Origin of the sequence: Azospirillum sp. A1-3 (genome assembly GCF_023806445.1) — a bacterium.
In the GTDB taxonomy this organism is placed as follows: Bacteria; Pseudomonadota; Alphaproteobacteria; order Azospirillales; family Azospirillaceae; genus Azospirillum.
Genome location: NZ_JAMSLU010000001.1, coordinates 1837604 through 1862827, shown reverse-complemented (window position 1 = coordinate 1862827; position 25224 = coordinate 1837604). Strand labels below are relative to the sequence as shown.

General features: G+C 66.6%; 31 protein-coding genes. 24 read left to right on the top strand and 7 right to left on the bottom strand.

Annotation, left to right across the window (positions count from 1 at the left end; translation table 11 throughout):
- Positions 1–23: 23 nt before the first annotated feature.
- Positions 24–1007, bottom strand: coding sequence for an SDR family NAD(P)-dependent oxidoreductase (locus M5E06_RS08850; protein ID WP_252137881.1), 984 nt, complete (start codon positions 1005–1007; stop codon positions 24–26).
- A 169-nt stretch (positions 1008–1176) separates the two neighbouring features.
- Between M5E06_RS08850 and M5E06_RS08845 the strand changes: the two genes are divergently transcribed.
- Together M5E06_RS08845 and M5E06_RS08840 are read left to right on the top strand one after the other, a co-directional pair.
- The gene (locus M5E06_RS08845; RefSeq protein ID WP_109153473.1) at positions 1177–1515 is read left to right on the top strand and encodes a hypothetical protein; all 339 of its coding nucleotides are present in this window, start codon (positions 1177–1179) and stop codon (positions 1513–1515) included.
- Positions 1516–1537: 22 nt separating this feature from the next.
- On the top strand, positions 1538–1684 hold the full coding sequence (locus tag M5E06_RS08840; RefSeq protein WP_199230972.1) for a hypothetical protein: 147 nt from the start codon (positions 1538–1540) through the stop codon (positions 1682–1684).
- A gap of 150 nt (positions 1685–1834) precedes the next feature.
- Here the strand turns inward: M5E06_RS08840 and M5E06_RS08835 are convergent, their stop codons facing one another.
- A complete protein-coding gene (locus tag M5E06_RS08835) occupies positions 1835–2266 on the bottom strand; it encodes a GNAT family N-acetyltransferase (protein ID WP_252137880.1) in 432 nt (143 codons plus the stop codon).
- Between the two features lie 163 nt (positions 2267–2429).
- Here M5E06_RS08835 and dcd point away from each other — a divergent pair, with 163 nt between their 5' ends.
- The 3 genes from dcd (at position 2430) to M5E06_RS08820 (ending at position 4864) form a co-directional block, all read left to right on the top strand.
- Positions 2430–2984: a dCTP deaminase gene (gene dcd, locus M5E06_RS08830; RefSeq protein WP_014248468.1), complete on the top strand. Its 555-nt coding sequence runs from the start codon at positions 2430–2432 to the stop codon at positions 2982–2984.
- 53 nt (positions 2985–3037) lie between these two features.
- Positions 3038–4330: a UDP-N-acetylglucosamine 1-carboxyvinyltransferase gene (gene murA / locus M5E06_RS08825; protein ID WP_252137879.1), complete on the top strand. Its 1293-nt coding sequence runs from the start codon at positions 3038–3040 to the stop codon at positions 4328–4330.
- Positions 4331–4393: 63 nt separating this feature from the next.
- A complete protein-coding gene (locus M5E06_RS08820) occupies positions 4394–4864 on the top strand; it encodes a DUF2948 family protein (RefSeq protein ID WP_252137878.1) in 471 nt (156 codons plus the stop codon).
- A gap of 43 nt (positions 4865–4907) precedes the next feature.
- On the opposite strand, the gene M5E06_RS08815 is transcribed toward M5E06_RS08820, so the two are convergent.
- The gene (locus M5E06_RS08815; protein ID WP_252137877.1) at positions 4908–5264 is read right to left on the bottom strand and encodes a hypothetical protein; all 357 of its coding nucleotides are present in this window, start codon (positions 5262–5264) and stop codon (positions 4908–4910) included.
- A 132-nt stretch (positions 5265–5396) separates the two neighbouring features.
- Between M5E06_RS08815 and M5E06_RS08810 the strand changes: the two genes are divergently transcribed.
- Positions 5397–5969: a type 1 glutamine amidotransferase domain-containing protein gene (locus M5E06_RS08810; protein WP_252137876.1), complete on the top strand. Its 573-nt coding sequence runs from the start codon at positions 5397–5399 to the stop codon at positions 5967–5969.
- A 160-nt stretch (positions 5970–6129) separates the two neighbouring features.
- Here M5E06_RS08810 and M5E06_RS08805 read toward each other — a convergent pair whose 3' ends face one another.
- Positions 6130–6798 carry a LuxR C-terminal-related transcriptional regulator gene (locus tag M5E06_RS08805; protein ID WP_109153464.1) on the bottom strand — a complete coding sequence of 223 codons (669 nt, stop codon included), beginning with the start codon at positions 6796–6798 and terminating at the stop codon, positions 6130–6132.
- A gap of 457 nt (positions 6799–7255) precedes the next feature.
- Here M5E06_RS08805 and M5E06_RS08800 point away from each other — a divergent pair, with 457 nt between their 5' ends.
- From M5E06_RS08800 to M5E06_RS08740, 13 genes are all read left to right on the top strand, one after another.
- Positions 7256–7909, top strand: a complete 654-nt coding sequence (locus M5E06_RS08800; protein WP_247870865.1) for a LuxR C-terminal-related transcriptional regulator — start codon at positions 7256–7258, stop codon at positions 7907–7909.
- 102 nt (positions 7910–8011) lie between these two features.
- On the top strand, positions 8012–8878 hold the full coding sequence (locus M5E06_RS08795; RefSeq protein WP_252138534.1) for an urease accessory protein UreD: 867 nt from the start codon (positions 8012–8014) through the stop codon (positions 8876–8878).
- A gap of 124 nt (positions 8879–9002) precedes the next feature.
- A complete protein-coding gene (locus M5E06_RS08790) occupies positions 9003–9305 on the top strand; it encodes an urease subunit gamma (RefSeq protein WP_085089984.1) in 303 nt (100 codons plus the stop codon).
- Positions 9306–9318: 13 nt separating this feature from the next.
- Entirely contained in the window at positions 9319–9624 is a 306-nt protein-coding gene (locus tag M5E06_RS08785) for an urease subunit beta (protein ID WP_252137875.1), read from the top strand.
- Between the two features lie 27 nt (positions 9625–9651).
- On the top strand, positions 9652–11361 hold the full coding sequence (gene ureC / locus M5E06_RS08780; protein ID WP_252137874.1) for an urease subunit alpha: 1710 nt from the start codon (positions 9652–9654) through the stop codon (positions 11359–11361).
- A 142-nt stretch (positions 11362–11503) separates the two neighbouring features.
- The gene (gene murI, locus M5E06_RS08775; protein ID WP_252137873.1) at positions 11504–12346 is read left to right on the top strand and encodes a glutamate racemase; all 843 of its coding nucleotides are present in this window, start codon (positions 11504–11506) and stop codon (positions 12344–12346) included.
- Entirely contained in the window at positions 12346–12828 is a 483-nt protein-coding gene (locus tag M5E06_RS08770; protein WP_109153457.1) for an urease accessory protein UreE, read from the top strand. The genes murI and M5E06_RS08770 overlap by 1 nt, the downstream gene beginning before the upstream one ends.
- Positions 12812–13546, top strand: a complete 735-nt coding sequence (locus tag M5E06_RS08765; protein ID WP_252137872.1) for an urease accessory protein UreF — start codon at positions 12812–12814, stop codon at positions 13544–13546. The genes M5E06_RS08770 and M5E06_RS08765 overlap by 17 nt, the downstream gene beginning before the upstream one ends.
- Positions 13543–14187 (top strand): urease accessory protein UreG, encoded by a 645-nt coding sequence (gene ureG / locus M5E06_RS08760; RefSeq protein ID WP_085089978.1) that lies wholly within the window; start codon positions 13543–13545, stop codon positions 14185–14187. The genes M5E06_RS08765 and ureG overlap by 4 nt, the downstream gene beginning before the upstream one ends.
- Before the next feature lie 111 nt (positions 14188–14298).
- Positions 14299–15189, top strand: a complete 891-nt coding sequence (locus M5E06_RS08755) for a PRC-barrel domain-containing protein (protein WP_252137871.1) — start codon at positions 14299–14301, stop codon at positions 15187–15189.
- 60 nt (positions 15190–15249) lie between these two features.
- Positions 15250–15690 carry a YgaP family membrane protein gene (locus M5E06_RS08750; RefSeq protein WP_252137870.1) on the top strand — a complete coding sequence of 147 codons (441 nt, stop codon included), beginning with the start codon at positions 15250–15252 and terminating at the stop codon, positions 15688–15690.
- A gap of 320 nt (positions 15691–16010) precedes the next feature.
- Positions 16011–16796, top strand: coding sequence for an enoyl-ACP reductase FabI (fabI, locus tag M5E06_RS08745; RefSeq protein WP_109153454.1), 786 nt, complete (start codon positions 16011–16013; stop codon positions 16794–16796).
- A 186-nt stretch (positions 16797–16982) separates the two neighbouring features.
- Positions 16983–17393, top strand: coding sequence for a bacteriohemerythrin (locus M5E06_RS08740; protein ID WP_252137869.1), 411 nt, complete (start codon positions 16983–16985; stop codon positions 17391–17393).
- 6 nt (positions 17394–17399) lie between these two features.
- Here the strand turns inward: M5E06_RS08740 and M5E06_RS08735 are convergent, their stop codons facing one another.
- The 3 genes from M5E06_RS08735 to serB form a co-directional block, all read right to left on the bottom strand.
- Positions 17400–17780: a helix-turn-helix domain-containing protein gene (locus tag M5E06_RS08735; protein ID WP_252137868.1), complete on the bottom strand. Its 381-nt coding sequence runs from the start codon at positions 17778–17780 to the stop codon at positions 17400–17402.
- Positions 17777–18028 carry a type II toxin-antitoxin system RelE family toxin gene (locus M5E06_RS08730; protein ID WP_252137867.1) on the bottom strand — a complete coding sequence of 84 codons (252 nt, stop codon included), beginning with the start codon at positions 18026–18028 and terminating at the stop codon, positions 17777–17779. Before M5E06_RS08730 ends, M5E06_RS08735 begins: the two co-directional genes overlap by 4 nt.
- Positions 18029–18095: 67 nt before the next feature.
- The gene (serB, locus tag M5E06_RS08725) at positions 18096–18989 is read right to left on the bottom strand and encodes a phosphoserine phosphatase SerB (protein WP_252137866.1); all 894 of its coding nucleotides are present in this window, start codon (positions 18987–18989) and stop codon (positions 18096–18098) included.
- Between the two features lie 148 nt (positions 18990–19137).
- On the opposite strand from serB, the gene miaA reads away from it, so the two are divergent.
- The 5 genes from miaA (at position 19138) to ilvC (ending at position 25203) form a co-directional block, all read left to right on the top strand.
- Entirely contained in the window at positions 19138–20130 is a 993-nt protein-coding gene (gene miaA, locus M5E06_RS08720; RefSeq protein WP_252137865.1) for a tRNA (adenosine(37)-N6)-dimethylallyltransferase MiaA, read from the top strand.
- A 17-nt stretch (positions 20131–20147) separates the two neighbouring features.
- Positions 20148–21359: an aminotransferase-like domain-containing protein gene (locus M5E06_RS08715; RefSeq protein WP_109153449.1), complete on the top strand. Its 1212-nt coding sequence runs from the start codon at positions 20148–20150 to the stop codon at positions 21357–21359.
- Between the two features lie 335 nt (positions 21360–21694).
- Positions 21695–23458, top strand: coding sequence for an acetolactate synthase 3 large subunit (locus M5E06_RS08710; RefSeq protein ID WP_252137864.1), 1764 nt, complete (start codon positions 21695–21697; stop codon positions 23456–23458).
- A 34-nt stretch (positions 23459–23492) separates the two neighbouring features.
- Positions 23493–23999 (top strand): acetolactate synthase small subunit, encoded by a 507-nt coding sequence (ilvN, locus tag M5E06_RS08705; RefSeq protein WP_109074020.1) that lies wholly within the window; start codon positions 23493–23495, stop codon positions 23997–23999.
- A 184-nt stretch (positions 24000–24183) separates the two neighbouring features.
- On the top strand, positions 24184–25203 hold the full coding sequence (gene ilvC, locus M5E06_RS08700) for a ketol-acid reductoisomerase (RefSeq protein ID WP_014248441.1): 1020 nt from the start codon (positions 24184–24186) through the stop codon (positions 25201–25203).
- Positions 25204–25224 lie beyond the last annotated feature (21 nt).

Genomic DNA, 25224 nt, shown 5'->3' with positions numbered 1-25224 from the left:
GACGGTGGAGGAAAGGGGAAGGCTCAGAGCTTGTGATAGCCCTTGTACCACTCCACGAAGCGGGGCAGGCCGATCTCGATCGGGGTCTTCGGTTCGAAGCCCAGCACTTGGCGGCTCAGTTCGATGTCGGCGGCAGTCTCCTGCACGTCGCCGGCCTGCATAGGCTCCATCACCTTTACCGCTTCGCGGCCGAAAGCCTGCTCCAGCACGGTGATGAAGCGCATCAGCTCCTCGCACCGGTTGTTGCCGAGGTTGAAGACGCGGTGCGGGGCGCCGGTCTCGGCATCCACCGGGGCCGGGCGGTCGAGGGCGGCCAGCACGCCGGCGACGATGTCGTCGATATAGGTGAAGTCGCGCTTCATCTTGCCGCCGTTGAAGACGCGGATCGGCCGGCCGGCGGTGATGGCGTCGGCGAACAGCCAGGTTGCCATGTCCGGGCGGCTCCACGGACCATAGACGGTGAAGAAGCGCAGGCCGGTCGCCGGCATCTGGTAGAGATGGCTGTAGGTAAAGGCCAGCATCTCCGCCGCCTTCTTGGTGGCGGCATAGACCGACACCGGGCTGTCCACCCGGTCCTCCACCGAGAACGGCATCTTGCGGTTGGCGCCGTAGACCGAAGAAGTCGAGGCGTAGACGAAATGCTTCAGCCCCGGCATGCGCCGCGCCGCCTCCAGCAGAGTTACCTGACCGGTGACATTGGCGTCGACATAGGCATAGGGGTTCTCGATCGAATAGCGCACGCCCGGCTGTGCCGCCAGATGGACCACGCCCGTGACGTCGCCGAACTGCGGCCACAGCCCCTCCACCGTCGCGCGGTCGGAGATGTCGGCCCTGATGAAGCGAAAGCCGGGCCGGCCGGTCAGCCGGGCCAGCCGCGCCTCCTTCAGCGCCACCGCGTAGTAGTCGTTCAGGTTGTCGAGGCCGAGCACGCTCTCCCCGCGGTCCAGCAGAGCCGCCGCGACATGCGATCCGATGAAGCCGGCGGCCCCGGTGACGAGGATGGTCATGGTCCGACACCTTGATATGACGATGGTCCGACGGTCTTATGCCCCAGCGGCGGGCGGGGCGCCAGCCTGCATCCATGGGTATCTTGTGACCGGTTCGCACGCTTGACAGCCGATCCGACCTGCCGGTCTACTGCGCGACCGCGACACACCAGGACCGATGGGACCATCGATGCCCCCGAAGAAGAATCCGCTGAACCTGAACCCGCTGCAGCTGCGCACCCTGACCCTTCTGCAGGAGATCGCCCGTCTGGAGAACGCTCCGGCCGAGGATGAGGAGGGGGGCTTCCAGATCACCTCCCTGCCGCACGCTCACGGCAACCACTTCCACCTCGGCCATGCCGTGGTCGCCGCCAAGGACGCCACCGGACTGCAGAACGACGCGGTCTGGACCATCCTGGAGCGCAAGGGCATCGTGAAGCGCACCCCCGGCGCCGCGATCCTGACCGCCACCGGCGTCGAGTACGACACCGGCCTGCGCGACCAGATTCTGCATCATTCCGACCACTGATCCCCTGGGCGGAGCCGCGCCGATGGACGACACCGCCGAGACGATGAGCACCCCGCCGGCCCCGGCGAAGCCGAAGCCGGCGGTGAAAGACCGTGATGAGCGGCTTGCCGCCCGCCTGCGCGAGAATCTGCGCAAGCGCAAGGAGCAGGCGCGGCAGCGGGGGGAGTGAGTGGGGCGTTAGGCGCTGATGCCCCCTCCCTAACCCTCCCCCGCTAACGCGGGAGAGGGGACTGCCGCCGCTTCGCATAAGGCACCCTCTCCTGCCGAAGGCGGGGGAGGGTTGGGGAGGGGGCGAGCGGCCATCAGGCCGCGACAAGCCCTACATCAAATCCTTCCTGAACCAGATCTGCTTGTGTCCCGGCGGATAGCCCTCCATCTCCGCCCACACCTCATAGCCCTGCTTCGGGTAGAAGCCCGGCGCCTGGAAGTCGTAGGTGTAGAGCCGTGACCAGCGGCAGCCGCGCGTCTTCGCCTCGGCTTCCGCCGCGGCCAGCAGCCGGCCGCCGAGGCCGCTGCCGCGGGTGGAGTCGTCCACCCACAGCAGGTCGACATACAGCCAGTCCCAGAGGGTGTAGCCGACCAGCCCGCCCTTCAGCGTGCCGTCCGCATCGCGGGCGGCCACAACCAAATCACGGCGGTCGTAAGCGCGGCCGAGCGACGCCTCGTTGTAGGCGCGCAGGCCCTCGAAGACTCCGGCCAGGTCGGCCGGGGCGGGGGTGTCCGTCACGGACAGGGTGAAGCTCTGTGTCATGGGGCGAAGCTTAGCCCTTGCGGTGCCAAAGACCAGCGCCGTGATAAAGAACCGTCCATGCACCACAAGCGGCCCGGCTTTTCTTGAGCCTTGCCGCGCGCTCGGCTACAAACCAGCCTCAACCTCCCTCCACCCAATCGATACGCCAAGGAGTACCCCCGCGATGGGCATCATGCCGGACAGCTGGATCCGCGAGATGGCCGAGACCAAGGGCATGATCGAGCCCTTCGTCGAGACCCAGAAGCGCGAAGGCGTGATTTCCTACGGCGTGTCGTCCTACGGCTACGACGCCCGGGTCGCCGACGAGTTCAAGATCTTCACCAACGTCGACAACGCCATCGTCGATCCGAAGCGCTTCGACGATTCGAGCTTTGTCGACCGCAAGACCGATGTCTGCATCATTCCGCCCAACAGCTTCGCGCTGGCCCGCACGGTGGAGTATTTCCGCATCCCGCGCGACGTTCTGGTCATCTGCCTGGGCAAGAGCACCTATGCCCGCTGCGGCCTGATCGTGAACGTCACCCCGCTGGAGCCGGAGTGGGAAGGCCACGTCACGTTGGAGATCTCCAACACCACCCCGCTGCCCGCCAAGGTCTACGCGAACGAGGGGCTGTGCCAGTTCCTGTTCCTGAAGGGCGACAGCGTGTGCGAGGTGTCCTACGCCGACAAGTCCGGCAAATACATGGGGCAGAAGGGCGTCACGCTGCCCCGGCTCTGAGCACTCCTAACTCCGATCGCTCATCGACGCGTATCCGCGAAAGAAACAGGTCCATGGACAAGATCCGCATCCGCGGCGGCCGCCCGCTGAACGGCTCCATCACCGTTGGTGGCGCCAAGAACGCCGCCCTGCCGCTGATGACGGCGTCGCTTCTCACCGACGAGACGCTGACGCTGACCAACCTGCCGATCCTGGCCGACATCAACACGCTGTGCAATCTGCTGCTGCAGCATGGCGTGGCGATCCACATGGCCGGGGCGGGGGGCGATTGCGCCGGACGCGCCGTGGACTTCACCGCGCGGGACGTCACCAACACCACCGCTCCCTATGATCTGGTGCGCAAGATGCGCGCCAGCGTGCTGGTGCTCGGTCCGCTGCTGGCCCGCTGCGGCGAGGCCAAGGTGTCGCTGCCCGGCGGCTGCGCCATCGGTGCGCGTCCGGTGGACCTGCACATCAAGGGGCTGGAGGCGATGGGCGCCGACATCCGGATCGAGGCGGGCTATATCGTCGCCAAGGCTCCGGCCGGCGGCCTGAGCGGTGCGGAATACGTCTTCCCCAAGGTGTCGGTCGGCGCGACCGAGAACCTGCTGATGGCCGCCACCCTGGCCAAGGGCACCACCATCCTGGTCAACGCCGCGCGCGAGCCGGAAGTGACCGACCTCGCCGAATGTCTGGTCAAGATGGGCGCCAAGATCACCGGCATCGGCACCGACCGGCTGGTGATCGAGGGTGTCGACCGGCTGCATGCCGCCCGCCACATGGTGGTGGCCGACCGCATCGAGACCGGCACCTACGCCATGGCCGCGGCGATCACCGGTGGCCGTCTTGACATCATGAACACCCGTCTCGATTTGATCAAAGCGGCGGTCAAGGCGCTGGCTCCGGCCGGCGTCGCCTTCGAGGAGATCGAGAACGGGATCCGCGTGTCGCGCGCGAACGGCGAACTGCACGGCGTCGATGTGATGACCGAGCCGTTCCCGGGCTTCCCCACCGACCTTCAGGCCCAGATGATGGCCCTGATGTGCACGGCGAAGGGCGCGGCGATGATCACGGAAACGATCTTCGAGAATCGCTTCATGCACGCGCCGGAGCTGACGCGCATGGGTGCGCGGATCACGGTCCACGGCTCGTCGGCCCTGGTGCGCGGTGTGGAGAGGCTGACCGGTGCGCCCGTGATGGCGACGGACCTGCGCGCTTCGGTGTCGCTGGTGCTTGCCGGGCTGGCGGCGGAGGGGGAGACGATGGTCAACCGCGTCTACCACCTCGACCGCGGTTATGAGCGGGTGGAGGAGAAGCTGGCCGCTTGCGGTGCGGAGATCGAACGCATCCACGGCGGCGACGAGTAAGCGGCGGGGGCGCCCCTCCGCCATCCCGATAAGGTTGGCCATTCCCGAGAGGTGCCCACGACCATGACGGCCTCAGCCATGACCCCGATCCGCCTGCGCGCCGAAGACGAGGAGGACCTGAAGGTCGTCTCCGCCTGCCTGCAGGACGCCATCCTGCCGGTCGGCGACATGTGCTTCCAGCCCGACGACAAGCGGTTCGTCATGGTCGTCAACCGCTTCCGCTGGGAGGCCGCCGACCGCCCGCGTCCCGGCCCCGCCGCCGACGACGACGATCTGGCTCCCTACGAGCGCGTCCATTGCGGCGTGCGGGTGGATGGGGTGACCGGCGCCAAGCTGCGCGGCTTCGATCTGAAGGACCGCGGCCGGATCTTGGAATTGCTGTCGATGGAGACGATGGAGGGCGGAATCGCCCTGCATTTCGCCGGCGGCGGCTGCGTCCACCTGGACGGGGAGTCCTGGCGTATGGTGGTGGAGGATCTGGGCGAGCCCTGGCCTACCGGCTGCAAACCCTGCCACCCAGACGAACCGGCCTGAGACGAACTGCCGTGAGCCGCCGGACGGCGCGCGGGGCGCCGGCTCAGCGCTCCGCGACCTGGGTGTCGTTGTGAATACGGCGGATCACGTCCTTCGCCGTCTTCTTGTAGGTGACGGTGTCCACGTCCTCGCCCGGCGACAGCTGCGATCGGGAGACGGTGAAGAAGCGGTGGCCGACATCCAGCATGCCGCTGGCCTCGACCAGGATGCTGGTGTCCTTGCCGTCGGCGCCGGGCGAAACGGAAACGATCTGGCCCAACTCCTCGCCGAGCAGACCGGTCACTTCGAGCCCGACAAGATCGTCGCCGGTGCGCGGATCGGCGGCTTGGACCGACTCGACGTGGGCGAATGGCAGGGTCGCTGCCAGCGCAAGGCCGGCCAACAGGGTCTGGAACCGCATGATTCGGGCTCCCTTCGCTGATGTGTGTCTCGTATGTCACAATCAACATGGGAATTGCAGGACAGTTCCCAGGGAACGATGCAGGGGTAATCCGGTTGCTGCGGCATGACCAACAGCGAAGGAGGCCCCTCCATGGCTCAGAACCTTAACGGAAAGACCGTGGCCGTTCTCGCCACCGATGGTTTCGAACAGGTGGAACTGACCGAGCCGGTGAAGGCCCTGCGCGACGCCGGTGCCACCGTGCATGTGGTTGCCCCGAAAAGCGGGCAAATCCAGGGCTGGAACCACCATGACCGCGGCGACAAGGTCGATGTCGATGTGACGCTCGACCAAGCCGATGCCGGCCGCTACGACGCGCTGATGCTGCCGGGCGGCGTGATGAATCCGGACAGTTTGCGGCTGGAACCGAAGGCAATCGAGTTCGTGAAGAGCTTCGTGACTTCGGATCGTCCCATCGCCGCAATTTGTCACGGTCCCTGGACGCTGATTGACGCCGGCGGCGTGCGCGGCAAGCGCATGACCTCCTGGCCGTCGCTGCAGACCGACCTGCGCAACGCGGGCGCGACCTGGGTCGACGAGCAGGTGGTGACCGACCATGGTCTGGTCACCTCGCGCAAGCCCGACGACATTCCGGCCTTCTGCCGCAAGATGATCGAGGAGTTCTGCGAGGGCCGCCACGCCGGCCATCGCCACGCGGCGGAGTAGGGCGACGCTATTGCCCCCTCCCTAACCCTCCCCCGCTTTGCGGGAGAGGGGACTTATACTGTCATGCGATCAACTCCCTCTCCTGCCGAAGGCGGGGGAGGGAAGGGGCCCATGCGAAAGCATGGGAAGGGAGGGGGCACCCCTGCCGTGACTTGGAGACCTACGCCGTCACCAACGGTGACAGCCCGTTCTGAATCGCCCACACCGCCGCCTGCGTGCGGTTCTGCGCGTTGATCTTCCGCATCACGTTCTTGAAATGCATCTTCACGGTCGATTCCGTGATGTGCAGGTTGCGCGCGATGGCCTTGTTCGACTGGCCGGCCAGCAGGCAGCGCAGAATCTGCACTTCGCGCTTCGACAGGTCACCGCTGGGCGGCATGGAGATCGGGGTCGGGCTGTGCTGCGGGCGCTCGTTGGCGGCGGCCATCAGCAGGCCGGCGACATGGGTCGGATAGACCACCTCGCCCAGCATCACCAGACGCAGCGAGCGCAGCAGGCTCTCGCTCGACATGCTCTTGTTCAGATAGGCGTCGGCGCCCGCCTTCAGCGACTGGGACAGGCTGCGGTCGGCGATGGTGTCGGCCAGCACCGCGATCCGGGCCGATGTGCCATCGCGCAGGCGCCGGATGCCGGCGATTTCCTCAGGCATGCCGTCCTGGAGTGCCAGCACGATCAGGTCGGGCTCCTCGCCGTCGGCAATGAGGTCGAGCGCGTCGTCGGCGCTGGCCGCGTGGGCGCTGACCCGGAAGGGGCCGCCGCCGATCAACGTTGCCAAGGCCGCCGAAAACAGCCGGTCGTGGTCGACCAGCATCACATTCCATGTCGTCATTGTTCATCCTCCGCTGGGCCGCCCTTATCACCGGGCGGCGGCGATCCCCCCTTTTTGTCCGCGCCTGAAGGATCAGGCCAAGGACCGGACCGGTTGATCCGGCCCACGCAGACTCCGAACATAGAAAATTAGAACAATATTGTTCGGAACAGCGGGCTTTACGCTTCATGCCGGGATGATTTATACGGTTCATTAACCAACGGCGCAAGGTGAGAACAGGAAAGTCACAGGCAATAGATCAGATTTGGCCGGAAATTGAACGCAGATCCGTTCATTCGATATTTAGGGGTAGCTGCGCCAAAGAGCGGCGCGAATGAACCGCTTTTCCGCTGGGGCTTTTTGGTGTTCTTGGCCCTACTGAGGAGCGGTCCGCTGAGAATAAGGGGACACGATGGAGTTCGAGCTTCAAGCGCGCGATGGTTCGCGTAGCGCGGGCAATCCCACGCGGATTTTTCTGGTGGTCGACGAGCAGCCGATGGTGCGCCATGGCTTCGCGCTGTCCATCGGCGAAATCTGCCCTGGGACGCGCGTGCTGGAGGCCGGGTCGTTGGATGAAGCGCTGAACATTGGCCGCCAGACTCCCGAGCTGGCTCTGGTTCTCTACGACCCAGGCCCGCCGCGCGGGGACGGCGAGGATGCCGGCGGCGGCGCCATCGCCGGGCTGCGCCGGCTGAAGGAGACGCTGGGCGACGTGCCGGTCCTGATCCTCACCAACTCCGACGAGGTTGCCGACATCGTCGACAGCGTCCGCATGGGCGCCCGCGGCTATGTGCTGAAGACCAGTCCGCCGGAGGTGCTGGAGCATGCCATCTCGCTGGCGCTCAGCGGCGACATCTTCCTGCCGCTGCCGCGCGCGGTGCTGAACGGCGCGCTGGCCGAAGGGCCGCGCGGCAACGACGACATCCTCGACCGCCTGACCGACCGCCAGCGCGACGTCTTCGAACTGCTGCTGGCCGGCCACTCCAACAAGGAGATCGCCCGCGGTCTGGGCGTGCTGGAGGGCACGGTCAAGGTGCATGTCCGCGCCATCATGCAGAAGCTGGGCGTGCGCAACCGCACCCAGGTCGCGGTGGTCGCCGCCCGCAACGGCTGCTTCAACGGCGAGGGCTGAGCAGGGCGGGGTGTTTGTCCGCATTGCCTGAATGGCTCCGCTTCCGGCAGACTGGCGCCCGCAGATTCCAGTTGGCAGTCGGGGAGCGGGCGCTTGGTTCAGGTGGCGGTGGCCGACAGGCCGGAAGGCTCGGTGCGTGAGGAAAAGAAGGTCGCCGTCCATGGCGCGGCGACCGTCCGGTTCGAGCATCGCCATGGCGAGACCCGACTGGCGACCCTTTATCACCATGACCCGCTGCGGGTGCTTATGCCGACGCCGCGCCGCGATGACCTTCCCATCGCGGTGCTTGCCACCACGTCGGGCGGGATGGTCGGCGGTGACCGCATGGACATCGCTCTGTCGGTCGGGCCGGGTGCCAGGGCGCTGGTCACCACCCAGGCGGCCGAGAAGGTCTATCGCTCCACCGGCGCCGACTGCCGCATCGACGCGACGTTGTCGGTCGAGGACGGCGCGTGGCTGGAATGGATGCCGCAGGAGGCGATCGTCTTCGAAGGCTCCCGCCTGCGCCGCCTGACCCGCATCGACCTGTCGGGCGACGGCCGCGTGATCGCCGGCGAGATGCTGGTCTTCGGCCGCGCCGCCTTCGGCGAGACCGTCACCCGCGGCCTGATCCGCGACGCCTGGGAAGTCGCCCGCGACGGCCGACTGATCTGGGCCGACGCCCTGCATCTGGACGACGACATCGCCGAGGCCTTGGCCCACCCTGCGGGCTTCAGTGGAGCCGCCGCCTGCGCCACCCTGCTGCACGCGGCCCCCGACGCTGCCCGCCATCTCGACGCCGTCCGCGCCTTGGCGGAGCCCGTGGAGGGCGCCCGCATCGGCGCCACCGCGTTGGACGGCCTGCTGATCGTCCGCATCCTTGGCGGCGATGCTCGTGCGGTGCGCCGCGCCTATGCCGCCCTGTGGTCCGGCCTGCGCGCCGATGCCGCCGGCCTGCCCACCCGCCTGCCGCGGCTGTGGGAGGTGTGACGGCCGAGCCCAGGCTTCCGCGTCAACTGGTTCAACCCTCTACGTCATACGACGCACTTGGCGCGCCGCTTCGGCGTGGCATAATCGCCGGTAACGAACAGGGTGGCGAAAGGGCAATCCCCCGATGAACCTGACAGGGCGCGAGAAGGACAAGCTGCTTGTCGCGATGGCGGCGATGGTGGCGCGGCGGCGGCTGGAACGCGGGGTCAAGCTGAACCATCCGGAGGCGGTCGCCCTCATCACCGATTACGTGGTGGAGGGCGCGCGCGACGGCCGCACGGTGGCCGAGCTGATGCGCGACGGCGCCACCGTGCTGACCCGCGATCAGGTGATGGACGGCGTTGCCGACATGATCCACGACATCCAGGTTGAAGCAACCTTCCCTGACGGCACCAAGCTCGTCACCGTCCACCAGCCGATCCGTTGAGGGGAGCAGCCAGATGAAACCCGGTGAAATCTTCCCGGCGGCCGGCGAGATCGTGCTGAACGATGGCCGCACCACCGTCGAACTCGACGTCGCCAACGCCGGCGACCGGCCGATCCAGGTCGGTTCGCACTTTCACTTCTACGAGACCAACAGCGCGCTGACCTTCGACCGTGAGAAGGCACGCGGCTTCCGGCTCGACATTCCCGCCGGGACGGCGGTGCGTTTCGAGCCCGGCCAGACCCGCCGCGTGACGCTGGTCGCCTATGGCGGCGACCGGGTGGTGATCGGCTTCAACCGCATGGTCAACGGCGCCCTCTGACGGGCCGACAGGGAAGGGCGAACGACAATGGCGCATCGCATCGACCGGGCCGAGTACGCGGCCCTCTACGGCCCGACCACCGGCGACCGCATCCGGCTGGCCGACACCGACCTGATCGTGGAGGTCGAACGCGACCACACCGTCTATGGCGAGGAGGTGAAGTTCGGCGGCGGCAAGGTGATCCGCGACGGCATGGGGCAAAGCCAGCGCTCGCGCCACCAGGGGGCGGTCGACACCGTCATCACCAACGCCCTGATCATCGACCATTGGGGCATCGTCAAGGCCGACATCGGCATCACCGGCGGGCGGATCGCCGCCATCGGCAAGGCCGGCAACCCCGACATCCAGCCCGGCGTCGACATCATCATCGGTCCGGGCACCGAGGTGATCGCGGGCGAGGGCAAGATCGTCACCGCCGGCGGCATCGACGCCCACATCCATTTCATCTGCCCGCAGCAGGTGGACGAGGCGCTGAACAGCGGCGTCACCACCATGCTGGGCGGCGGCACCGGCCCGGCCGCCGGCACCTCCGCCACCACCTGCACGCCGGGGCCGTGGCATATGGAGCGGATGCTCCAGGCTGCGGAAGGGCTGCCGATCAACCTTGGTTTCTTCGGCAAGGGCAACACCAGCCGCCCCGATGCACTGCTGGAGCAGATCGCTGCCGGCGCCTGCGGCCTGAAGCTGCACGAGGATTGGGGCACCACGCCGGACGCCATCGACACCTGCCTGACGGTTGCCGACCAGCTCGACGTGCAGGTGGCGATCCACACCGACACGCTGAACGAATCGGGCTTCGTCGAGGACACCATCGCGGCGTTCAAGGGCCGCACCATCCACACCTTCCACACCGAAGGGGCGGGCGGCGGCCATGCGCCGGACATCATCCGGGTGGCCAGCCTCGCCAACGTGCTGCCCAGCTCGACCAACCCGACGCGACCCTTCACCATCAACACGGTGGACGAGCATCTGGACATGCTGATGGTGTGCCATCACCTCAGCCCGCGCATTCCGGAAGACGTCGCCTTCGCCGAAAGCCGCATCCGGCGCGAGACCATCGCGGCGGAGGACATCCTGCACGACCTGGGCGTCTTCTCCATGATCTCGTCGGACAGCCAGGCGATGGGCCGGCTGGGCGAGGTGATCATCCGCACTTGGCAGACCGCCCACAAGATGAAGCTCCAGCGCGGCAGGCTGCCGCAGGAGTTCGGCGACAACGACAATTTCCGGGTCAAGCGCTACATCGCCAAATACACCATCAACCCGGCGCTGTCGCACGGGATCGGCCATGTCGTCGGCTCGGTCGAGGTCGGCAAGCTGGCCGATCTGGTGGTGTGGTCGCCGGCCTTTTTCGGGGTGAAGCCGGACATGGTCATCAAGTGCGGCACCATCGCCGCCGCGCTGATGGGCGACCCCAACGCCTCGATCCCGACGCCGCAGCCGGTGCATTACCGCCCGATGTTCGGCGCCTTCGGTCGCTCGCTCCAGGCCAGCAGCGTCACCTTCGTCAGCGCCAAGGCGCTGGAGCTGGAGGTCGGCCGCCAACTGGGCCTGCACCGTGAACTGATCGCCGTCCAGGGCACCCGCACCGTCGGCAAGAAGGACATGATCCACAACGACGCCACTCCGCACATCGAGGTGGACCCGGAAACCTACGAGGTGCGGGCGGACGGACAACTGCTGACCTGCGAACCGGCGGACGTCCTGCCGATGGCGCAGCGGTATTTCCTGTTCTGAGGCGTTTTTTCTTCCCCTCCCCCGCCCAGCGGGGGAGGGTTAGGGTGGGGGTATGTGGCGTGGGCTGTCTTCGGCTGCGCCGAACCCCCTCATCCCAACCTTCTCCCCAGGGGGGAGAAGGAGTTTTCTGCAGGGTCTATTCGTGATCGGTGTATTCGACTCAGGACATGGCGGGTTGACGGTGCTGCGCGCCCTGGTGGATGCGGCATCCGACCGGCCCTTCGTCTATCTCGGCGACCATGCCGCCGCTCCCTACGGCCCGCGCAGCGAGGACGACATCTACCGGCTGACCATCGCCGGGATGGACCGGCTGTTCGCCCAGGGCTGCCGGCTGGTCGTCATCGCCTGCAACACCGCCGCAGCGGTGGCGCTGCGCCGTTTGCAGCAGGAATGGCTGCCGTCGGCCCATCCCGGCCGCAACGTGCTGGGTGTGCTGGTACCGATGGTGGAGGCGATCACGCGGGTGCCGTGGATGATCGACACCGTTCCGCCCGACCATCTCGCCGAACCGCGCAGCGTCGGCATTTTCGCCACCGCGGCCACGGTCAATTCCGGCTCCTTCCCGCGCGAGATCGGCAAGCGCGCGCCTTCGGTCCGCGTCGTGCAGCAGGCCTGTCCCGACCTCGTGCCGCTGATCGAGCGCGGTGCGTCGGATGACGAGATCGAGCCTGCGGTCGCCGGCTATGTCCGCGTGCTGCTGGACAAGATGGGCAGCCAGCCGCTGGACACCGTGGTGCTGGGCTGCACCCATTATCCGCTGGTGCGCCACCTGTTCGCCCGCGCGCTGCCGCCGGGGGTGGAGGTGCTGTGCCAGCCGACGCTGACCGCCCGCTCGCTGGAGCAGTATCTCGACCGCCACCCGGAATACCGGCCCGATCCGGCTGAACGGGGACTGAAATTCTTCACCACCGGGAATGCGGCGCTGGTCAGCGAACTGGCCGGCCGCTTCTTCGGCCACCCGACCCCCTTCGAACGGCTTAGCTGATGACCGATCCCACCCGCCGCGCCACCCGAGTCCATGCCCGCGGCCATTGGCCGGTCGAGCAGGCGGCCGGCACCGTGACGCTCGCCTTCGACGACCGTTTCCGCCGCCGCATGGCGATGACCGACGATGCCGGCGGCGCCTTTCTGCTCGACCTGCCGCGGGCGGTGGCGCTGGACGACGGCGACGGGCTGGAGTTGATCGACGGCAGCTTCCTGCGCGTGGTCGCCGCCTCTGAGGAACTGATGGAAGTCCGCGTGCCCGGCCCGGTCGAGGCCTTCGCGCGGGTGGCTTGGCATCTCGGCAACCGTCACCTGCCGGTGCAGATCGTCGGCGACACCATCCGCCTGCGCCGTGACCATGTGATCGAGGACATGCTGCGCGGGCTGGGAGCGGAGGTGCGCGACGTGACGGCGCCCTTCATGCCGGAAGGCGGCGCCTATGGCGGGCATTCGCATGGCGGCGGGCATGGGCATTCGCACTGAAATCGTTACGAATGGGGTGAATGACAGCGTCTCCACCCACGCCCTGACGCGCCTGCTGGCGTGGCTGTCGCCCAGCTTTCCCGTCGGTGGCTTCTCCTACAGCCATGGGATCGAGGCGGCGGTGGAGCAGGGGCTGGTGCGCGACCGGGCGACGATGATCGTCTGGCTCGACGGCATCCTGCGTCACGGTGCCGGGCGCACCGACGGCATGCTGTTCGCCGCCGCCCACCGTGCCGTTCTGGCCGGTGACGAGGCCGGCTTCGCCTGGGCGGTGGAGCGGGCCGACGTCCTGCGCGCCTCCGCCGAGACCGCGCTGGAATCGCGGGCGCAAGGGCAGGCTTTCCTGCTGGCGATCCGCGCCGCATGGCCGCTCGACGGGTTGCCGCGTTGGGATGCGGTCATCGCCTCCACCGGACGGCCGGTCGCCTATGCGGTGGCGGTGGCGCTGGTATCGGCGCTGATCGGCGTGGCGGAGGGGCCGGCGCTGACCGCCTACCTGCACGCCTTCGCCGCCAATCTGGTGTCGGCCGGCGTTCGCTTGGTGCCGCTGGGCCAGACCGACGGGCAGCGGGCGCTGGCGGCACTGGACCCCATCACGCATCGCGCGGCGGAGGCGGCGCTGGCGGCTCCGCTCGACGATCTCGGCGGCCGGGCGATGGCCGTCGACTGGACCTCGATGATCCACGAAACCCAATATACGAGGCTGTTCCGCTCATGAGCGCTCTCCCCGCTATCGAAAAGAGCCACGCCGGTCCGCTTCGCGTCGGCATCGGCGGCCCCGTCGGCTCCGGCAAGACCGCGCTGACCGACGCGCTGTGCAAGCGCATGCGCGACGATTGGGAGGTCGCGGCGATCACCAACGACATCTATACCAAGGAGGATGCGGAGTTCCTCACCCGCTCCGGCGCGCTGAAGCCGGAACGGATCATGGGGGTGGAGACCGGCGGCTGCCCGCACACCGCGATCCGTGAGGATGCCTCGATCAACCTCGCCGCCGTCGACCAGATGAACGCGAAGTTCCCCGACCTGGACCTGATCTTCATCGAATCGGGCGGCGACAACCTCGCGGCGACCTTCTCGCCGGAGTTGGCGGACATCACCATCTACGTCATCGACGTGTCGGCCGGCGACAAGATCCCGCGCAAGGGTGGGCCGGGCATCACCCGCTCGGACCTGCTGGTGATCAACAAGACCGATCTCGCCCCGATGGTCGGCGCCAGCCTGGAGGTGATGGACCGCGACGCCCGCAAGATGCGCGGCGACCGTCCCTTCGTCTTCACCAACGTCAAGGCGGGCGAGGGTCTGGACGCCATCCAGTCCTTCATCGTCCAGCGCGGCGGATTGCCCCTTCCGGGTTGACCTTTCACAACTGGGGGAAGATCGGCGCCAGGGAATCTCTGGCTGATGGAACCTCCGGCTTGACCATGCTGTTCATGCAGCATGAGACGATTCAAGCCGGAGGATGCCCTAATGACGCGCCCCACCCCTGCAACGGCCCTGCTGCTGGCCGCGCTGGGAACCCTGTCCTTCGCCGCGCCCGCGCTGGCGGCCGACGACTGCGCGGCCGGGCTCGACCGGCTGGGACAGCAGGCGGCGGCTCTTGAGGCTGCCGGCCCCGGTACCCCCGCTCCGGTGACCCAGCAGGAAACCGCACAGCTTCGCGCCCTGCAGCAGGCGGCGCAGGCCGCCGCGCAGAAGGGCAACGCGCCCGCCTGCCAGGCCATCCTGGGCGAGGCGGCGGCCCTGCAGGACTCCATCGCTCATCCGCGTGCCGTCGCCGCCGACGAGCTTGAGGACGCCAAGCTGCGCAGCCCGGACGGCAAGGATCTCGGCAGCGTGTCCGAGCTGATCATCGATCCCGCCAGCGGCCGGGTCGCCTATGCGGTGGTCGAGTTGGGCGGCTTCCTCGGCATCGGCGACAGCCACTTCCCGGTGCCGTGGGCACTGTTCTCCCCGTCGGGCGACGGCTATGTCCTGAACGTGCCGAAGGACAAGCTGACCAATGCCCCGCGCTTCGACGAGAAGAACCGCCCGAACATGAACGACCGCCAATGGGCGATGGCGGTCCACACCTATTACGGCGTGGCGCCCTACTGGATGCGCGATTCGGCGACGCTGGCCGCCATCGCCGGCTCGGCGGGTGGTGGCGACGCCTCGGCCGGCCCGTTGCGCCAGGAGGTGCAGCGCCTATCGCAGGAGGTGGCGCGGCTGAACCGTGAACTGCAGCAGGCGCGCGGCGCCGCCGGTTCCAGCGGCCAGGAGGGAAGCAGTCAGGGCGGCACTTCGCAATCGGCGCCGGGGGCTGCTTCCGGGACGACATCCGGGAACGGCACCCCCCAGCCGCCGGTTTCCCAACAGTGACGCGATAACGATCCGATGGCGGACGATCCCCGACCGGGACCCGCATTCAGGAGGACCGACATGGAACTCTCTTCCATCACCGAAACGGCCCAGCGCAACCTGCGCGGCCTCAACGACCGCCTTCACGGACCCAGCGGCGGTTACAGCATCAATGTCGGGCATACCGAGCGGCTGGCGTCGCTGGCCGGCGGCGTGCTGCTGGCGGTCCTCGGTCTGCGCCGTCCCAACTGGACCGGCGCCGCCATGGCGCTTGCCGGCGGGGCCCTGGTGGCGCGCGGTCTGACCGGCTATTGCCCCGGCAAGGCGATGCTGTCCGACTGGAGGCACAACGACCGGGCGGCCATTCCGTCGCAGGATGTGAACCAGGGCGTCAATCGCTACTCGCGCCATCCCGGCGACATCTATGAGGAGGCGTGCGAGGAGGAGATCGTCGACGAGGCCTCGCAGGAATCCTTCCCGGCCAGCGATCCGCCGTCCTTCACGCCGGGTGTTGCCCGCTAAGGAGGCGGACCGCACAAGCGGTGTGGCGCCATAACGGAAATGTCATCAAGAAACGGCCAGCCAGTCCCATACTGGCAGGCCGTTTTGATATGGATCAATGAAAGACTGAAACGGCAACAATTCAGTTTTTACTGAACGCTCTCCGAGCAATGCTGCGCAATGATTGAGGGGCATGTGCGGAGCGCGCCCATTGCACATTGCGGACCTCCGGCGGTTGGTTTATGGTGCACTGCACAAGGAGCGCCGCGTGATCTCACCCGGCGAAAGGCGGCCGGGGTTGCGGCCGCTCCTCCCGTCCCATCGACCGCAGGACCGTCCGCATGACCACGATCATTCCCGCCGCCGCCACGCTCGAAGGCAAGAAGGGGCTCGTCCTTGGCATTGCCAACGACCAGTCGATCGCCTGGGGCTGCGCCCGCGCCTTCCGCGCCATGGGTGCCGACCTTGCGGTCAGCTATCTGAACGACAAGGCCAAGAAGTTCGTCGAGCCGCTGGCCCAGCAGCTGGAGGCCGAGATCTTCGAACCGGTGGACGTCACCGGCGAAGGCCAGCTGAAGGCCCTGTTCGACAAGATCGGCGAGAAGTGGGGCAAGCTCGACTTCGCGCTGCACAGCATCGCCTTCGCGCCGAAGGAGGACCTGCACGGCCGCGTCGTCGATTGCTCGCGTGAGGGCTTCCAGCAGGCGATGGACGTCTCCTGCCACTCCTTCATCCGCATGGCCCGCTATGCCGAGCCGCTGATGAAGGACGGCGGGTCGCTGTTCACCATGTCCTATTTCGGCGCCAACCGCGTCATCGACAATTACGGCGTCATGGGCCCCGTCAAGGCGGCGCTGGAGGCCAGCGTGCGCTATCTGGCGGCCGAGTTGGGTCCGAAGGGCATCCGTGTCCATGCCATCTCGCCCGGCCCGATCAAGACCCGCGCCGCTTCCGGCATCGCCCATTTCGACGAGCTGATGAACAAGGCCGCCGAGCGCGCGCCTGAAGGCCGTCTGGTAACCATCGAGGAGGTCGGTTACACCACCGCCTTCCTCGCCACCGATGGCGCGAAGGGTATCACCGGCGACACCACCTATGTCGATTGCGGCTATTCGATCGTCGGCTGAGATTTATCAACTTAAGTCTGTAGAACGGGGCGGGTGCGGCGACGCATCCGCCCCGCTCCGTTTCGGTTCGCGTCATGCGGGTGCGTCAAATTGCCGTGTGACGCCGGCGGCTGTTTGGGTGCGGTGGTAACACCATTCATAATCCTCCCCAACGGGGTGCCGGTTAAGGGGGGAGGCCGCAAGGTCATGGGCGCCATCACATGGCGACGGCAGTTGAGCGTCGGGCAGCCGGCCATCGACGACGATCACAAACACCTGATCGAGTATCTGAACGAACTCGACGCTGCGCTGGCCGCCCCGCGGTTCCAGCCGGTTCGCGTTGCCAAGATCCTGATCAAGCTTCTGGAATACACCAAGGAGCATTTCGCCCGCGAAGAGCGGATCATGCAGATCGTGCATTACCCGAAATTCGACGAGCATGTCGCCATGCACCGCGCCGCGGTCCAGAAGGTCAGCGAGCTGTCGAACCAGTTCTCCAACGAACCCAGCCACGAGAACGCCGAGAAGCTCTACAAATTCACCGCAGACTGGCTGGTCCGCCACATCATCCTGACGGACACGCAGCTGACACCCTATGTCCGCGGCGTATGGGCGTGAGGGACTTTATCGACGCGCTAGCAAGTCCAGCGGCACATTCAGCGCAGCGGCAATGCGCACCATGGCATCGAAACTGCCGGGCTTGCGTTCATTTTCGATTTCCGAAAGGTAGGACGGAGCAAGCCCTGCCGCCTCAGCCAGCCCGCGCAAGGTGAACTGACGGTGTTCGCGAAGAACCGTCACCGGATGTTCGCCGTCCAGGATGCGTTCAGCAACCTCGAAGGGAAAAGTCTCCGTCTCGCCTGCTGCGAGCCGAGCCTTTACTGCTTCCACATCGGCAAGATCCTGGGCGTCGGCAACCAGTTCGGCCAATGCTTCGAAGTCCGCGCGACTGAGTGTGACGCTGTCAGGAGTTTCTGCGATCGGACGGATAGGTAGAGCGTTCATCGGTAAACCTCCTTGCGATTTCCGATCTTCAATACCGTGACCACCATCACATCGCCGTCGATGGCATAAACGGCCCGCCAATCGCCATGCCGGATGCGGCCTTGTCCACCACCGAAAGCCTTGGCCCAAGGATGTGGATCATAGGGAGCAGCAGCAAATGACTTTAGCTTCGTCCGGAGACCATCTGCATCGGACTTCGGCATCCGCAGAAGGACTTTCAATGCAGAGGCTTCAATGACGAGCATCATGGGTGCATGATCCTGGCGCAAATCATCCAGGTCAATAGAAATTCGCTATTAGCGAACACGCAGCCCCTTAGCCCACGAACTCCGCCGCCCGGTAGCCCTGGGCGTAGAGCAGGGCGGTCAGGTCGCCATGGTCGACGCGGGCGCGGGCTTCGGCGGCGACCACCGCCTTGGCATGGAACGCGACGCCAAGACCGGCGGCCAGCAGCATCGGCAAATCGTTGGCGCCGTCGCCGACGGCCATGGTCTCCGCCATCGGCACGCGGTGCTCGCCGGCATAGGCCATCAGCGCCTGCAGCTTGCTGTCCTTGTCCAGGATCGGCTCGATCACCTTGCCGGTCATCACGCCGTCGATCACCTCCAGTTCGTTGCCGCGATCATCGTCGAAGCCGATCCAGTTGCGCACCCGGCCGGTGAAGCAGCGGAAGCCGCCCGACACCAGGACGCAGGCTGCGCCGTTGGCGCGCATGGTGCCGACCAGCTGGGCCGCACCCGGCATCAGGGTGGCGCGCTGCCACACCTCGTCGATCACCGTCTCCCTCAGGCCCTTCAGCAGGGCGACCCGCTCGCGCACCGCGTCCTTGAAGTCGATTTCGCCGTTCATGGCGCGGGCGGTGATGGCGGCGATGTGGTCCTTCAGCCCGACATAGTCGCCCAACTCATCCAGCATCTCCTGCTCGATGATCGTCGATTCCATGTCGGCGACCAGCAGTCGCTTGCGCCGGGTCGCCGCAGGCTGGGCGACGATGTCCAGCGTGGCGCCGTTCAGGGCATGGCGGATCGCCGCCTCCGCCTGCTCCGGCGCCAGATTGCCGAAGGGCAGGTCGCAGGCGGTGCCGGGAGCCAGCCAGTCCGGCGCGCCGGCATCGGCGCCCAAGCCCACCAGCGCCGCCTTGGCGGTCTGGACGACGGCCTCGTCGAGCGTGACGGTACGGGGGGCGATCAGCGTGGCGACGGCGTTCATCGGCGGGTGTCCCGAGCAAAAAAGAGGGCCTTTGCGCGCTGCCTACCACAGGCGAGGGGTCCGGTCCAACGAAGCTTCGGCGTCTACATGCGGTTGGGGCATGCGGATGGGTGTTGCAAAGAGAGCGCCGCAGCCCCATGGAAGGGCGATGAACACGTTCACCGATGTCATCGTCATCGGCGGCCCGACCGCATCGGGCAAGTCGGGGCTGGCGCTGGCGATTGCCGAGGCGTTCGGCGGCACCGTCATCAATGCCGACAGCATGCAGCTTTACGCCGATCTGGATGTGCTGACCGCCCGGCCGACGGCCGAGGATCTGGCGCGGGCGCCCCATCGCCTTTATGGCGTGCTGCCTGCGGCGGAACGTGGATCGGCGGCGCGCTGGCGCGACATGGCTCTGGCGGAGATCGCCGCCGCCAAGGCCGAGGGCCGGCTGCCGGTGGTGGTCGGCGGCACCGGTCTCTACCTGCGCGCCCTGATGCAGGGCTTGAGCGAAGTGCCCCCCATCCCCGACGAGGTGCGCGCCGCCGCCCATGCCCGGCTGGCAACCAACGGCGGCGAGGCGTTCCGTGCCGAGCTGGTCGCCCGCGATCCGGCATCGGCCAAGCTGAACCCCGGCGACACCACCCGCCTGACCCGCGCCTGGGAGGTGCTGGAGGCCACCGGCCATCCGCTGTCCCACTGGCAGAGCCAAACGGCCCAGGGCGCGCCGGAGGATCTGCGCTTCACCATCCTCGTGCTCGACCCGCCGCGGGCCGACCTCTATGCCCAGTGCGACAAGCGTTTCCACCTGATGATGGAGCAGGGCGCACTGGAGGAGGTGCGGCAGTTGGACGCGCTGGCCCGCGAGCAGGCTCTCGCCCCCGACCTTCCGGTGCTGAAAGCCCTGGGCGTGCCGGAGTTGCGCCGGGTCCTGCATGGCGAGATCCCGCTGGACGAAGCCGTCGCGCTGGCCCAGCAATCGACCCGCCGCTATGCCAAACGGCAGGTGACGTGGTTCCGGCATCAGATTGTTGGCAAAAGCTCTGATATGCTGGTAAGTCATACAGGACAGCATAGCTGCCATACCATCGATCTGCCTTGTTCCCTTGCGGTACGAAATGCAATGCTCGACCGCCTGAGAACGATACTAAATTACTGATCCGAAGGAGAAGCACCGTGTCGGTTGATTGGGGTCATGTGTTCGCGGGCCGCGTGGGCGGCATGACGGCGTCCGAAATCCGGGAACTGCTGAAGCTGATCGACCGTCCGGAGATCATCTCCTTCGCCGGCGGCATTCCCGACCCGGACCTGTTCCCCAGCTCCGCCATCGCGCGGTCCTATGAGAAGATCTTCCAGTCCAACGCCGGGGCCGGTGCCGCCCTGCAATACTCCATCACCGAAGGCTACACGCCGCTGCGGGAATGGATTTGCGACTACATGGGCGGCAAGGGCGTCAATGTCGGGCTGGACGGCGTTCTCATCACCAACGGCTCGCAGCAGGTGCTGGAGTTCGTCGGCAAGCTGCTGATCGGCCCCGGCGACAAGATCGTGGTGACCCGCCCGACCTATCTCGGCGCGCTGCAGGCCTTCTCGCCCTACGAGCCGACCTACCTCTCCATCCCGATGGACGAGGAAGGGCCGGAGATGGCCGCGCTCAACGAAGCGCTGGCGCAGAAGCCGAAGTTCTTCTACCTCGTCCCCGACTTCCAGAACCCGAACGGCACCACGGTGACGCTGGCCCGCCGCCACGCCATCCTGGACGCCTGCGAGGCCGCCGGCGTGCCGGTGATCGAGGACACCGCCTATTGCGAGCTGCGCTATGACGGCGAGCATCTGCCGCTGATGGCGGCGCTGGATTGCGAGCGCAACGGCGGCAAGCTGACCAACGTGATCTTCGGCGGCACCTTCTCCAAGACGATGGTTCCGGCGATGCGCATCGGCTGGGTCAACGCGGCGCCGGAGGTGGTGAATCGGCTGGTGCTGATGAAGCAGGCGGCCGACCTGCATGCCAGCACGATCAACCAGATCGTCATGCACGACGTCGTCTCGCAGATCTTCGACAGCCACATCAAGCTGCTGCGCACCCAATACAAGGAGCGCCGCGACGCCATGCTGGCGGCACTGGACGAATTCGCCCCGCCGGGCGTCACCTGGACCAAGCCGGAGGGCGGCCTGTTCGTCTGGATCGAGGCGCCGGAAGGCGTCGACGGCACCGAGCTGCTGGCCCGCGCCATCAAGGAGGCCAACGTCGCCTTCGTCCCCGGCTCGGCCTTCCATGCCGACCGGTCGGGCAAGAACACGCTGCGTCTGGCCTTCTCCGTCACCAAGCCGGCCCAGATCCGCGAGGGCATCCGCCGGCTCTGCGGACTGCTGAAGTCCGCCGCCTGACGGCCTGCGCAAACTCAGTCGCCTCTTCGGAACGGCGGTCGCGCTTCGGTGCGGCCGCCGTTTCCGTTTGCGGCAAGCGCCGGCGGGGCAGGGGGTGGGGCGGGGTGGACACCTCCAATGGGCGCGCAACAATTGGAAAAACTGCGGCAAAAAAACTTTGCAAACATTCGCGAATAGGGTTGACCTATGACGGATGATTTGACTAATTTGCCCATCCCAGCACACGCCATCGGAGCTAAGCCGTTGTTATGAACGGCATCCCCTCCAGGCGGGGTTGGTGTTCCCAAGGAACCGGGTGCCCTAGAGGAGGCGCCCACATGAGAAGGTCGTGAGCGATGTCCGAACAGAAGCTGACCGGCGCCCAGATCGTCATCAAAGCCCTGAAGGATCAGGGCGTTGACATCATCTTCGGCTATCCCGGCGGCGCCGTACTTCCCATCTACGACGCGCTGTTCCAGCAGAACGACCTGAAACATGTCCTTGTACGCCACGAGCAGGCCGCGGTTCACGCGGCCGAAGGTTACGCGCGCTCGACCGGCAAGGTCGGCTGCGTGCTGGTGACCTCCGGCCCCGGCGCCACCAACGCGGTGACCGGCCTGCTGGACGCCCTGTGCGACAGCATTCCGCTGGTCTGCCTGTCGGGCCAGGTGCCGACCCACCTGATCGGCAACGACGCCTTCCAGGAAGCCGACACCACCGGCATCACCCGTCCCTGCACCAAGCACAATTACCTGGTGAAGGACGTCGACAATCTGGCCCGCACCCTGCACGAGGCCTTCTATGTCGCGCGCAGCGGCCGTCCGGGCCCGGTGCTGGTCGACATCCCGAAGGACGTGCAGTTCGCCGACGGCACCTATGTCCCGCCGGCGGAGGTCAAGCACAAGACCTACCGTCCGCAGGTGAAGCCGGAGATCGCCCGCATCGAAGAGGCGGTGGAACTGATCGCCAACGCCAAGCGCCCGGTCTTCTACACCGGCGGCGGCGTGATCAACGCCGGCCCCTTCGCGGCCAAGCTGCTGACCCAGTTCGTCAAGACCACCGGTTTCCCGATCACCTCCACCCTGATGGGCTTGGGCGCCTTCCCGGCGTCCGACAACCAGTGGCTGGGTATGCTCGGCATGCACGGCACGTACGAGGCGAACCTCGCCATGTACGAATGCGACGTCATGATCAACATCGGCGCCCGCTTCGACGACCGTGTGACCGGCAAGCTGTCGGCCTTCTCGCCGGGTTCGAAGAAGATCCACGTCGACATCGACCCCAGCTCGATCAACAAGAACGTCGCGGTCGACATTCCGATCGTCGGAGACTGCGGCGCGGTGCTGGAAGACATGCTGCGCATCTGGAAGGCGCGCGCCAAGTCGCCGGACAAGGCCGCGCTGAAGGAGTGGTGGGGCAAGATCGAGGGCTGGCGCGCCCGCAACTGCCTGAACTACAACCGCACCGAATCGGTCATCAAGCCGCAGTACGCGCTGGAGCGCCTGCGCGAGGCTCTGCGCGGCAAGGACCATTACATCACGACGGAAGTCGGCCAGCACCAGATGTGGGCCGCCCAGTTCCTGCCCTTCGACCAGCCGAACCGCTGGATGACCTCGGGCGGGCTCGGCACCATGGGCTACGGCCTGCCGGCCGCCATCGGCGCCCAGCTGGCCCATCCTGATGCCATCGTGGTGGACGTGTCGGGCGAGGCCAGCTTCCTGATGAACATGCAGGAGATCGGCACCGCCGTGCAGTACCGCGCGCCGGTCAAGATCTTCATCCTGAACAACCAGTATATGGGCATGGTGCGCCAGTGGCAGGAACTGCTGCACGGCTCGCGCTATTCCCAGAGCTACTCGGAAGCCCTGCCGGACTTCGTGAAGCTGGCGGAATCCTGGGGCTGCGTCGGCCTGCGCGCCACCACGGTGGCCGAGGTTGATCAGGTGATCGAGAAGATGCTGACGGTCACCGACCGCCCCTGCATCATCGACATCGCCGTCGATCCGAGGGAGAACTGCTTCCCGATGATCCCGGGCGGCAAGGCCCACAACGAGATCCTGTTCGGTCCGGACGACAGCCCGTCCGATGCCACGCCGGAAGACGGCATGGTGCTGGTCTGATCGGCTGACGACAACGAACGGGGGAATGGGTCTCATGGAAAACGCGATCGAAAAGCACACCATCGCCGTGCTGGTGGACAATGAGCCGGGCGTGCTTGCCCGCGTCATCGGGCTGTTCTCCGGCCGCGGCTACAACATCGAAAGCCTGACGGTGGCGGAGGTGAACAACGCCGAGCACCTGTCGCGCATCACGCTGGTCACCTCCGGCACCCGCATGATCATCGAGCAGATCAAGGCGCAGCTCGGCCGGCTGGTTCCGGTCCACCGCGTCCACGACCTGACCGATGAGGGGCCGTCGGTGGAACGCGAACTGGCGCTGGTCAAGGTGGCCGGCACCGGCGACCGCCGGATCGAGGCGCTTCGTCTCGCCGACATCTTCCAGGCCAAGGTGGTCGACGCCACCCTGACCAGCTTCATCTTCGAGCTGACCGGCACCACCGAGCAGGTCGACGACTTCGTCGGCCTGATGAGCCAGCTCGGCCTCGTGGAAGCCAGCCGCACCGGCGTGGTCGCCATGTCGAAGGGACCGGCGGCGTTCTGAGGCGCCGTTACCCGCGGAATAGCATTCTCCGAAAGATTGGGGCGGCAAAAACGCAAGGAAGCTTTGCGCGTTGCCGCTCCATCGAGCGATTGTTTCCCTTGACGGACGGCTTTGCTCAATGGAGTAATCCGCCGCAGGAAACGCACTCTGTCTTCGTTCGTTGCGAATTCAAGGAACCATCTCAATGCGCGTCTATTACGATCGTGATGCCGACGTCAACCTGATCAAGGGCAAGAAGGTCGTCATCGTCGGCTACGGCAGCCAGGGCCATGCCCACGCCCACAACCTGCGCGACAGCGGCGTGAAGGACGTGCGGATCGCGCTCCGCCCGGGTTCGGCCACCATCAAGAAGGCCGAGACCGCCGGCTTCACCGTGATGACCCCTGCCGAAGCCGCCGCCTGGGCCGACGTCGTGATGGTTCTGACCCCGGACGAGCTGCAGGCCGACCTGTATCGTGACGATCTGGCCCCGAACATGAAGCAGGGCGCCGCCCTGGCCTTCGCGCACGGCCTGAACGTCCACTTCAACCTGATCGAGCCGCGCGCCGACCTCGACGTGTTCATGATCGCGCCGAAGGGCCCCGGCCACACCGTGCGCAGCGAATACCAGCGTGGCGGCGGCGTTCCGTCGCTGGTCGCCGTGCACCAGAACGCCTCGGGCAACGCGCTGGACATCGCCCTGTCCTACGCCTCGGCCAATGGCGGCGGCCGCGCCGGCATCATCGAGACGACCTTCAAGGAAGAGTGCGAGACCGATCTGTTCGGTGAGCAGGCCGTGCTCTGCGGCGGCCTGACCGAGCTGATCCGCGCCGGCTACGAGACGCTGGTCGAAGCGGGCTATGCTCCCGAGATGGCCTACTTCGAGTGCCTGCACGAAGTGAAGCTGATCGTCGACCTGATGTACGAGGGCGGCATGGCCAACATGCGCTACTCGATCTCCAACACGGCCGAATACGGCGACTACCGCACCGGCCCGCGCATCATCACGCCCGAGACCAAGGCCGAGATGAAGCGCGTCCTGACCGACATCCAGGAAGGCCGCTTCGTCCGCGACTGGATGCTGGAATGCAAGGCCGGCCAGCCGTCCTTCAAGGCGATCCGCCGCCGCAACGCCGAGCACGAGATCGAGAAGGTCGGCGAGAAGCTGCGCGCCATGATGCCGTGGATCGCCGAGCGCCGTCTGGTCGACAAGTCGAAGAACTGATCTGGCGAAAGCCTGTCGGTT

What these genes read in the sequence shown, in the direction of transcription:
- M5E06_RS08850 (WP_252137881.1), bottom strand. Translation starts at nt 1,007, where the DNA reads ATGACCATCCTCGTCACCGGGGCCGCCGGCTTCATCGGATCGCATGTC.
- M5E06_RS08845 (WP_109153473.1), top strand. Translation starts at nt 1,177, where the DNA reads ATGCCCCCGAAGAAGAATCCGCTGAACCTGAACCCGCTGCAGCTGCGC.
- M5E06_RS08840 (WP_199230972.1), top strand. Translation starts at nt 1,538, where the DNA reads ATGGACGACACCGCCGAGACGATGAGCACCCCGCCGGCCCCGGCGAAG.
- M5E06_RS08835 (WP_252137880.1), bottom strand. Translation starts at nt 2,266, where the DNA reads ATGACACAGAGCTTCACCCTGTCCGTGACGGACACCCCCGCCCCGGCC.
- dcd (WP_014248468.1), top strand. Translation starts at nt 2,430, where the DNA reads ATGGGCATCATGCCGGACAGCTGGATCCGCGAGATGGCCGAGACCAAG.
- murA (WP_252137879.1), top strand. Translation starts at nt 3,038, where the DNA reads ATGGACAAGATCCGCATCCGCGGCGGCCGCCCGCTGAACGGCTCCATC.
- M5E06_RS08820 (WP_252137878.1), top strand. Translation starts at nt 4,394, where the DNA reads ATGACGGCCTCAGCCATGACCCCGATCCGCCTGCGCGCCGAAGACGAG.
- M5E06_RS08815 (WP_252137877.1), bottom strand. Translation starts at nt 5,264, where the DNA reads ATGCGGTTCCAGACCCTGTTGGCCGGCCTTGCGCTGGCAGCGACCCTG.
- M5E06_RS08810 (WP_252137876.1), top strand. Translation starts at nt 5,397, where the DNA reads ATGGCTCAGAACCTTAACGGAAAGACCGTGGCCGTTCTCGCCACCGAT.
- M5E06_RS08805 (WP_109153464.1), bottom strand. Translation starts at nt 6,798, where the DNA reads ATGACGACATGGAATGTGATGCTGGTCGACCACGACCGGCTGTTTTCG.
- M5E06_RS08790 (WP_085089984.1), top strand. Translation starts at nt 9,003, where the DNA reads ATGAACCTGACAGGGCGCGAGAAGGACAAGCTGCTTGTCGCGATGGCG.
- M5E06_RS08785 (WP_252137875.1), top strand. Translation starts at nt 9,319, where the DNA reads ATGAAACCCGGTGAAATCTTCCCGGCGGCCGGCGAGATCGTGCTGAAC.
- ureC (WP_252137874.1), top strand. Translation starts at nt 9,652, where the DNA reads ATGGCGCATCGCATCGACCGGGCCGAGTACGCGGCCCTCTACGGCCCG.
- M5E06_RS08770 (WP_109153457.1), top strand. Translation starts at nt 12,346, where the DNA reads ATGACCGATCCCACCCGCCGCGCCACCCGAGTCCATGCCCGCGGCCAT.
- M5E06_RS08765 (WP_252137872.1), top strand. Translation starts at nt 12,812, where the DNA reads ATGGGCATTCGCACTGAAATCGTTACGAATGGGGTGAATGACAGCGTC.
- ureG (WP_085089978.1), top strand. Translation starts at nt 13,543, where the DNA reads ATGAGCGCTCTCCCCGCTATCGAAAAGAGCCACGCCGGTCCGCTTCGC.
- M5E06_RS08755 (WP_252137871.1), top strand. Translation starts at nt 14,299, where the DNA reads ATGACGCGCCCCACCCCTGCAACGGCCCTGCTGCTGGCCGCGCTGGGA.
- M5E06_RS08750 (WP_252137870.1), top strand. Translation starts at nt 15,250, where the DNA reads ATGGAACTCTCTTCCATCACCGAAACGGCCCAGCGCAACCTGCGCGGC.
- fabI (WP_109153454.1), top strand. Translation starts at nt 16,011, where the DNA reads ATGACCACGATCATTCCCGCCGCCGCCACGCTCGAAGGCAAGAAGGGG.
- M5E06_RS08740 (WP_252137869.1), top strand. Translation starts at nt 16,983, where the DNA reads ATGGGCGCCATCACATGGCGACGGCAGTTGAGCGTCGGGCAGCCGGCC.
- M5E06_RS08735 (WP_252137868.1), bottom strand. Translation starts at nt 17,780, where the DNA reads ATGAACGCTCTACCTATCCGTCCGATCGCAGAAACTCCTGACAGCGTC.
- M5E06_RS08730 (WP_252137867.1), bottom strand. Translation starts at nt 18,028, where the DNA reads ATGATGCTCGTCATTGAAGCCTCTGCATTGAAAGTCCTTCTGCGGATG.
- serB (WP_252137866.1), bottom strand. Translation starts at nt 18,989, where the DNA reads ATGAACGCCGTCGCCACGCTGATCGCCCCCCGTACCGTCACGCTCGAC.
- miaA (WP_252137865.1), top strand. Translation starts at nt 19,138, where the DNA reads ATGAACACGTTCACCGATGTCATCGTCATCGGCGGCCCGACCGCATCG.
- M5E06_RS08710 (WP_252137864.1), top strand. Translation starts at nt 21,695, where the DNA reads ATGTCCGAACAGAAGCTGACCGGCGCCCAGATCGTCATCAAAGCCCTG.
- ilvN (WP_109074020.1), top strand. Translation starts at nt 23,493, where the DNA reads ATGGAAAACGCGATCGAAAAGCACACCATCGCCGTGCTGGTGGACAAT.
- ilvC (WP_014248441.1), top strand. Translation starts at nt 24,184, where the DNA reads ATGCGCGTCTATTACGATCGTGATGCCGACGTCAACCTGATCAAGGGC.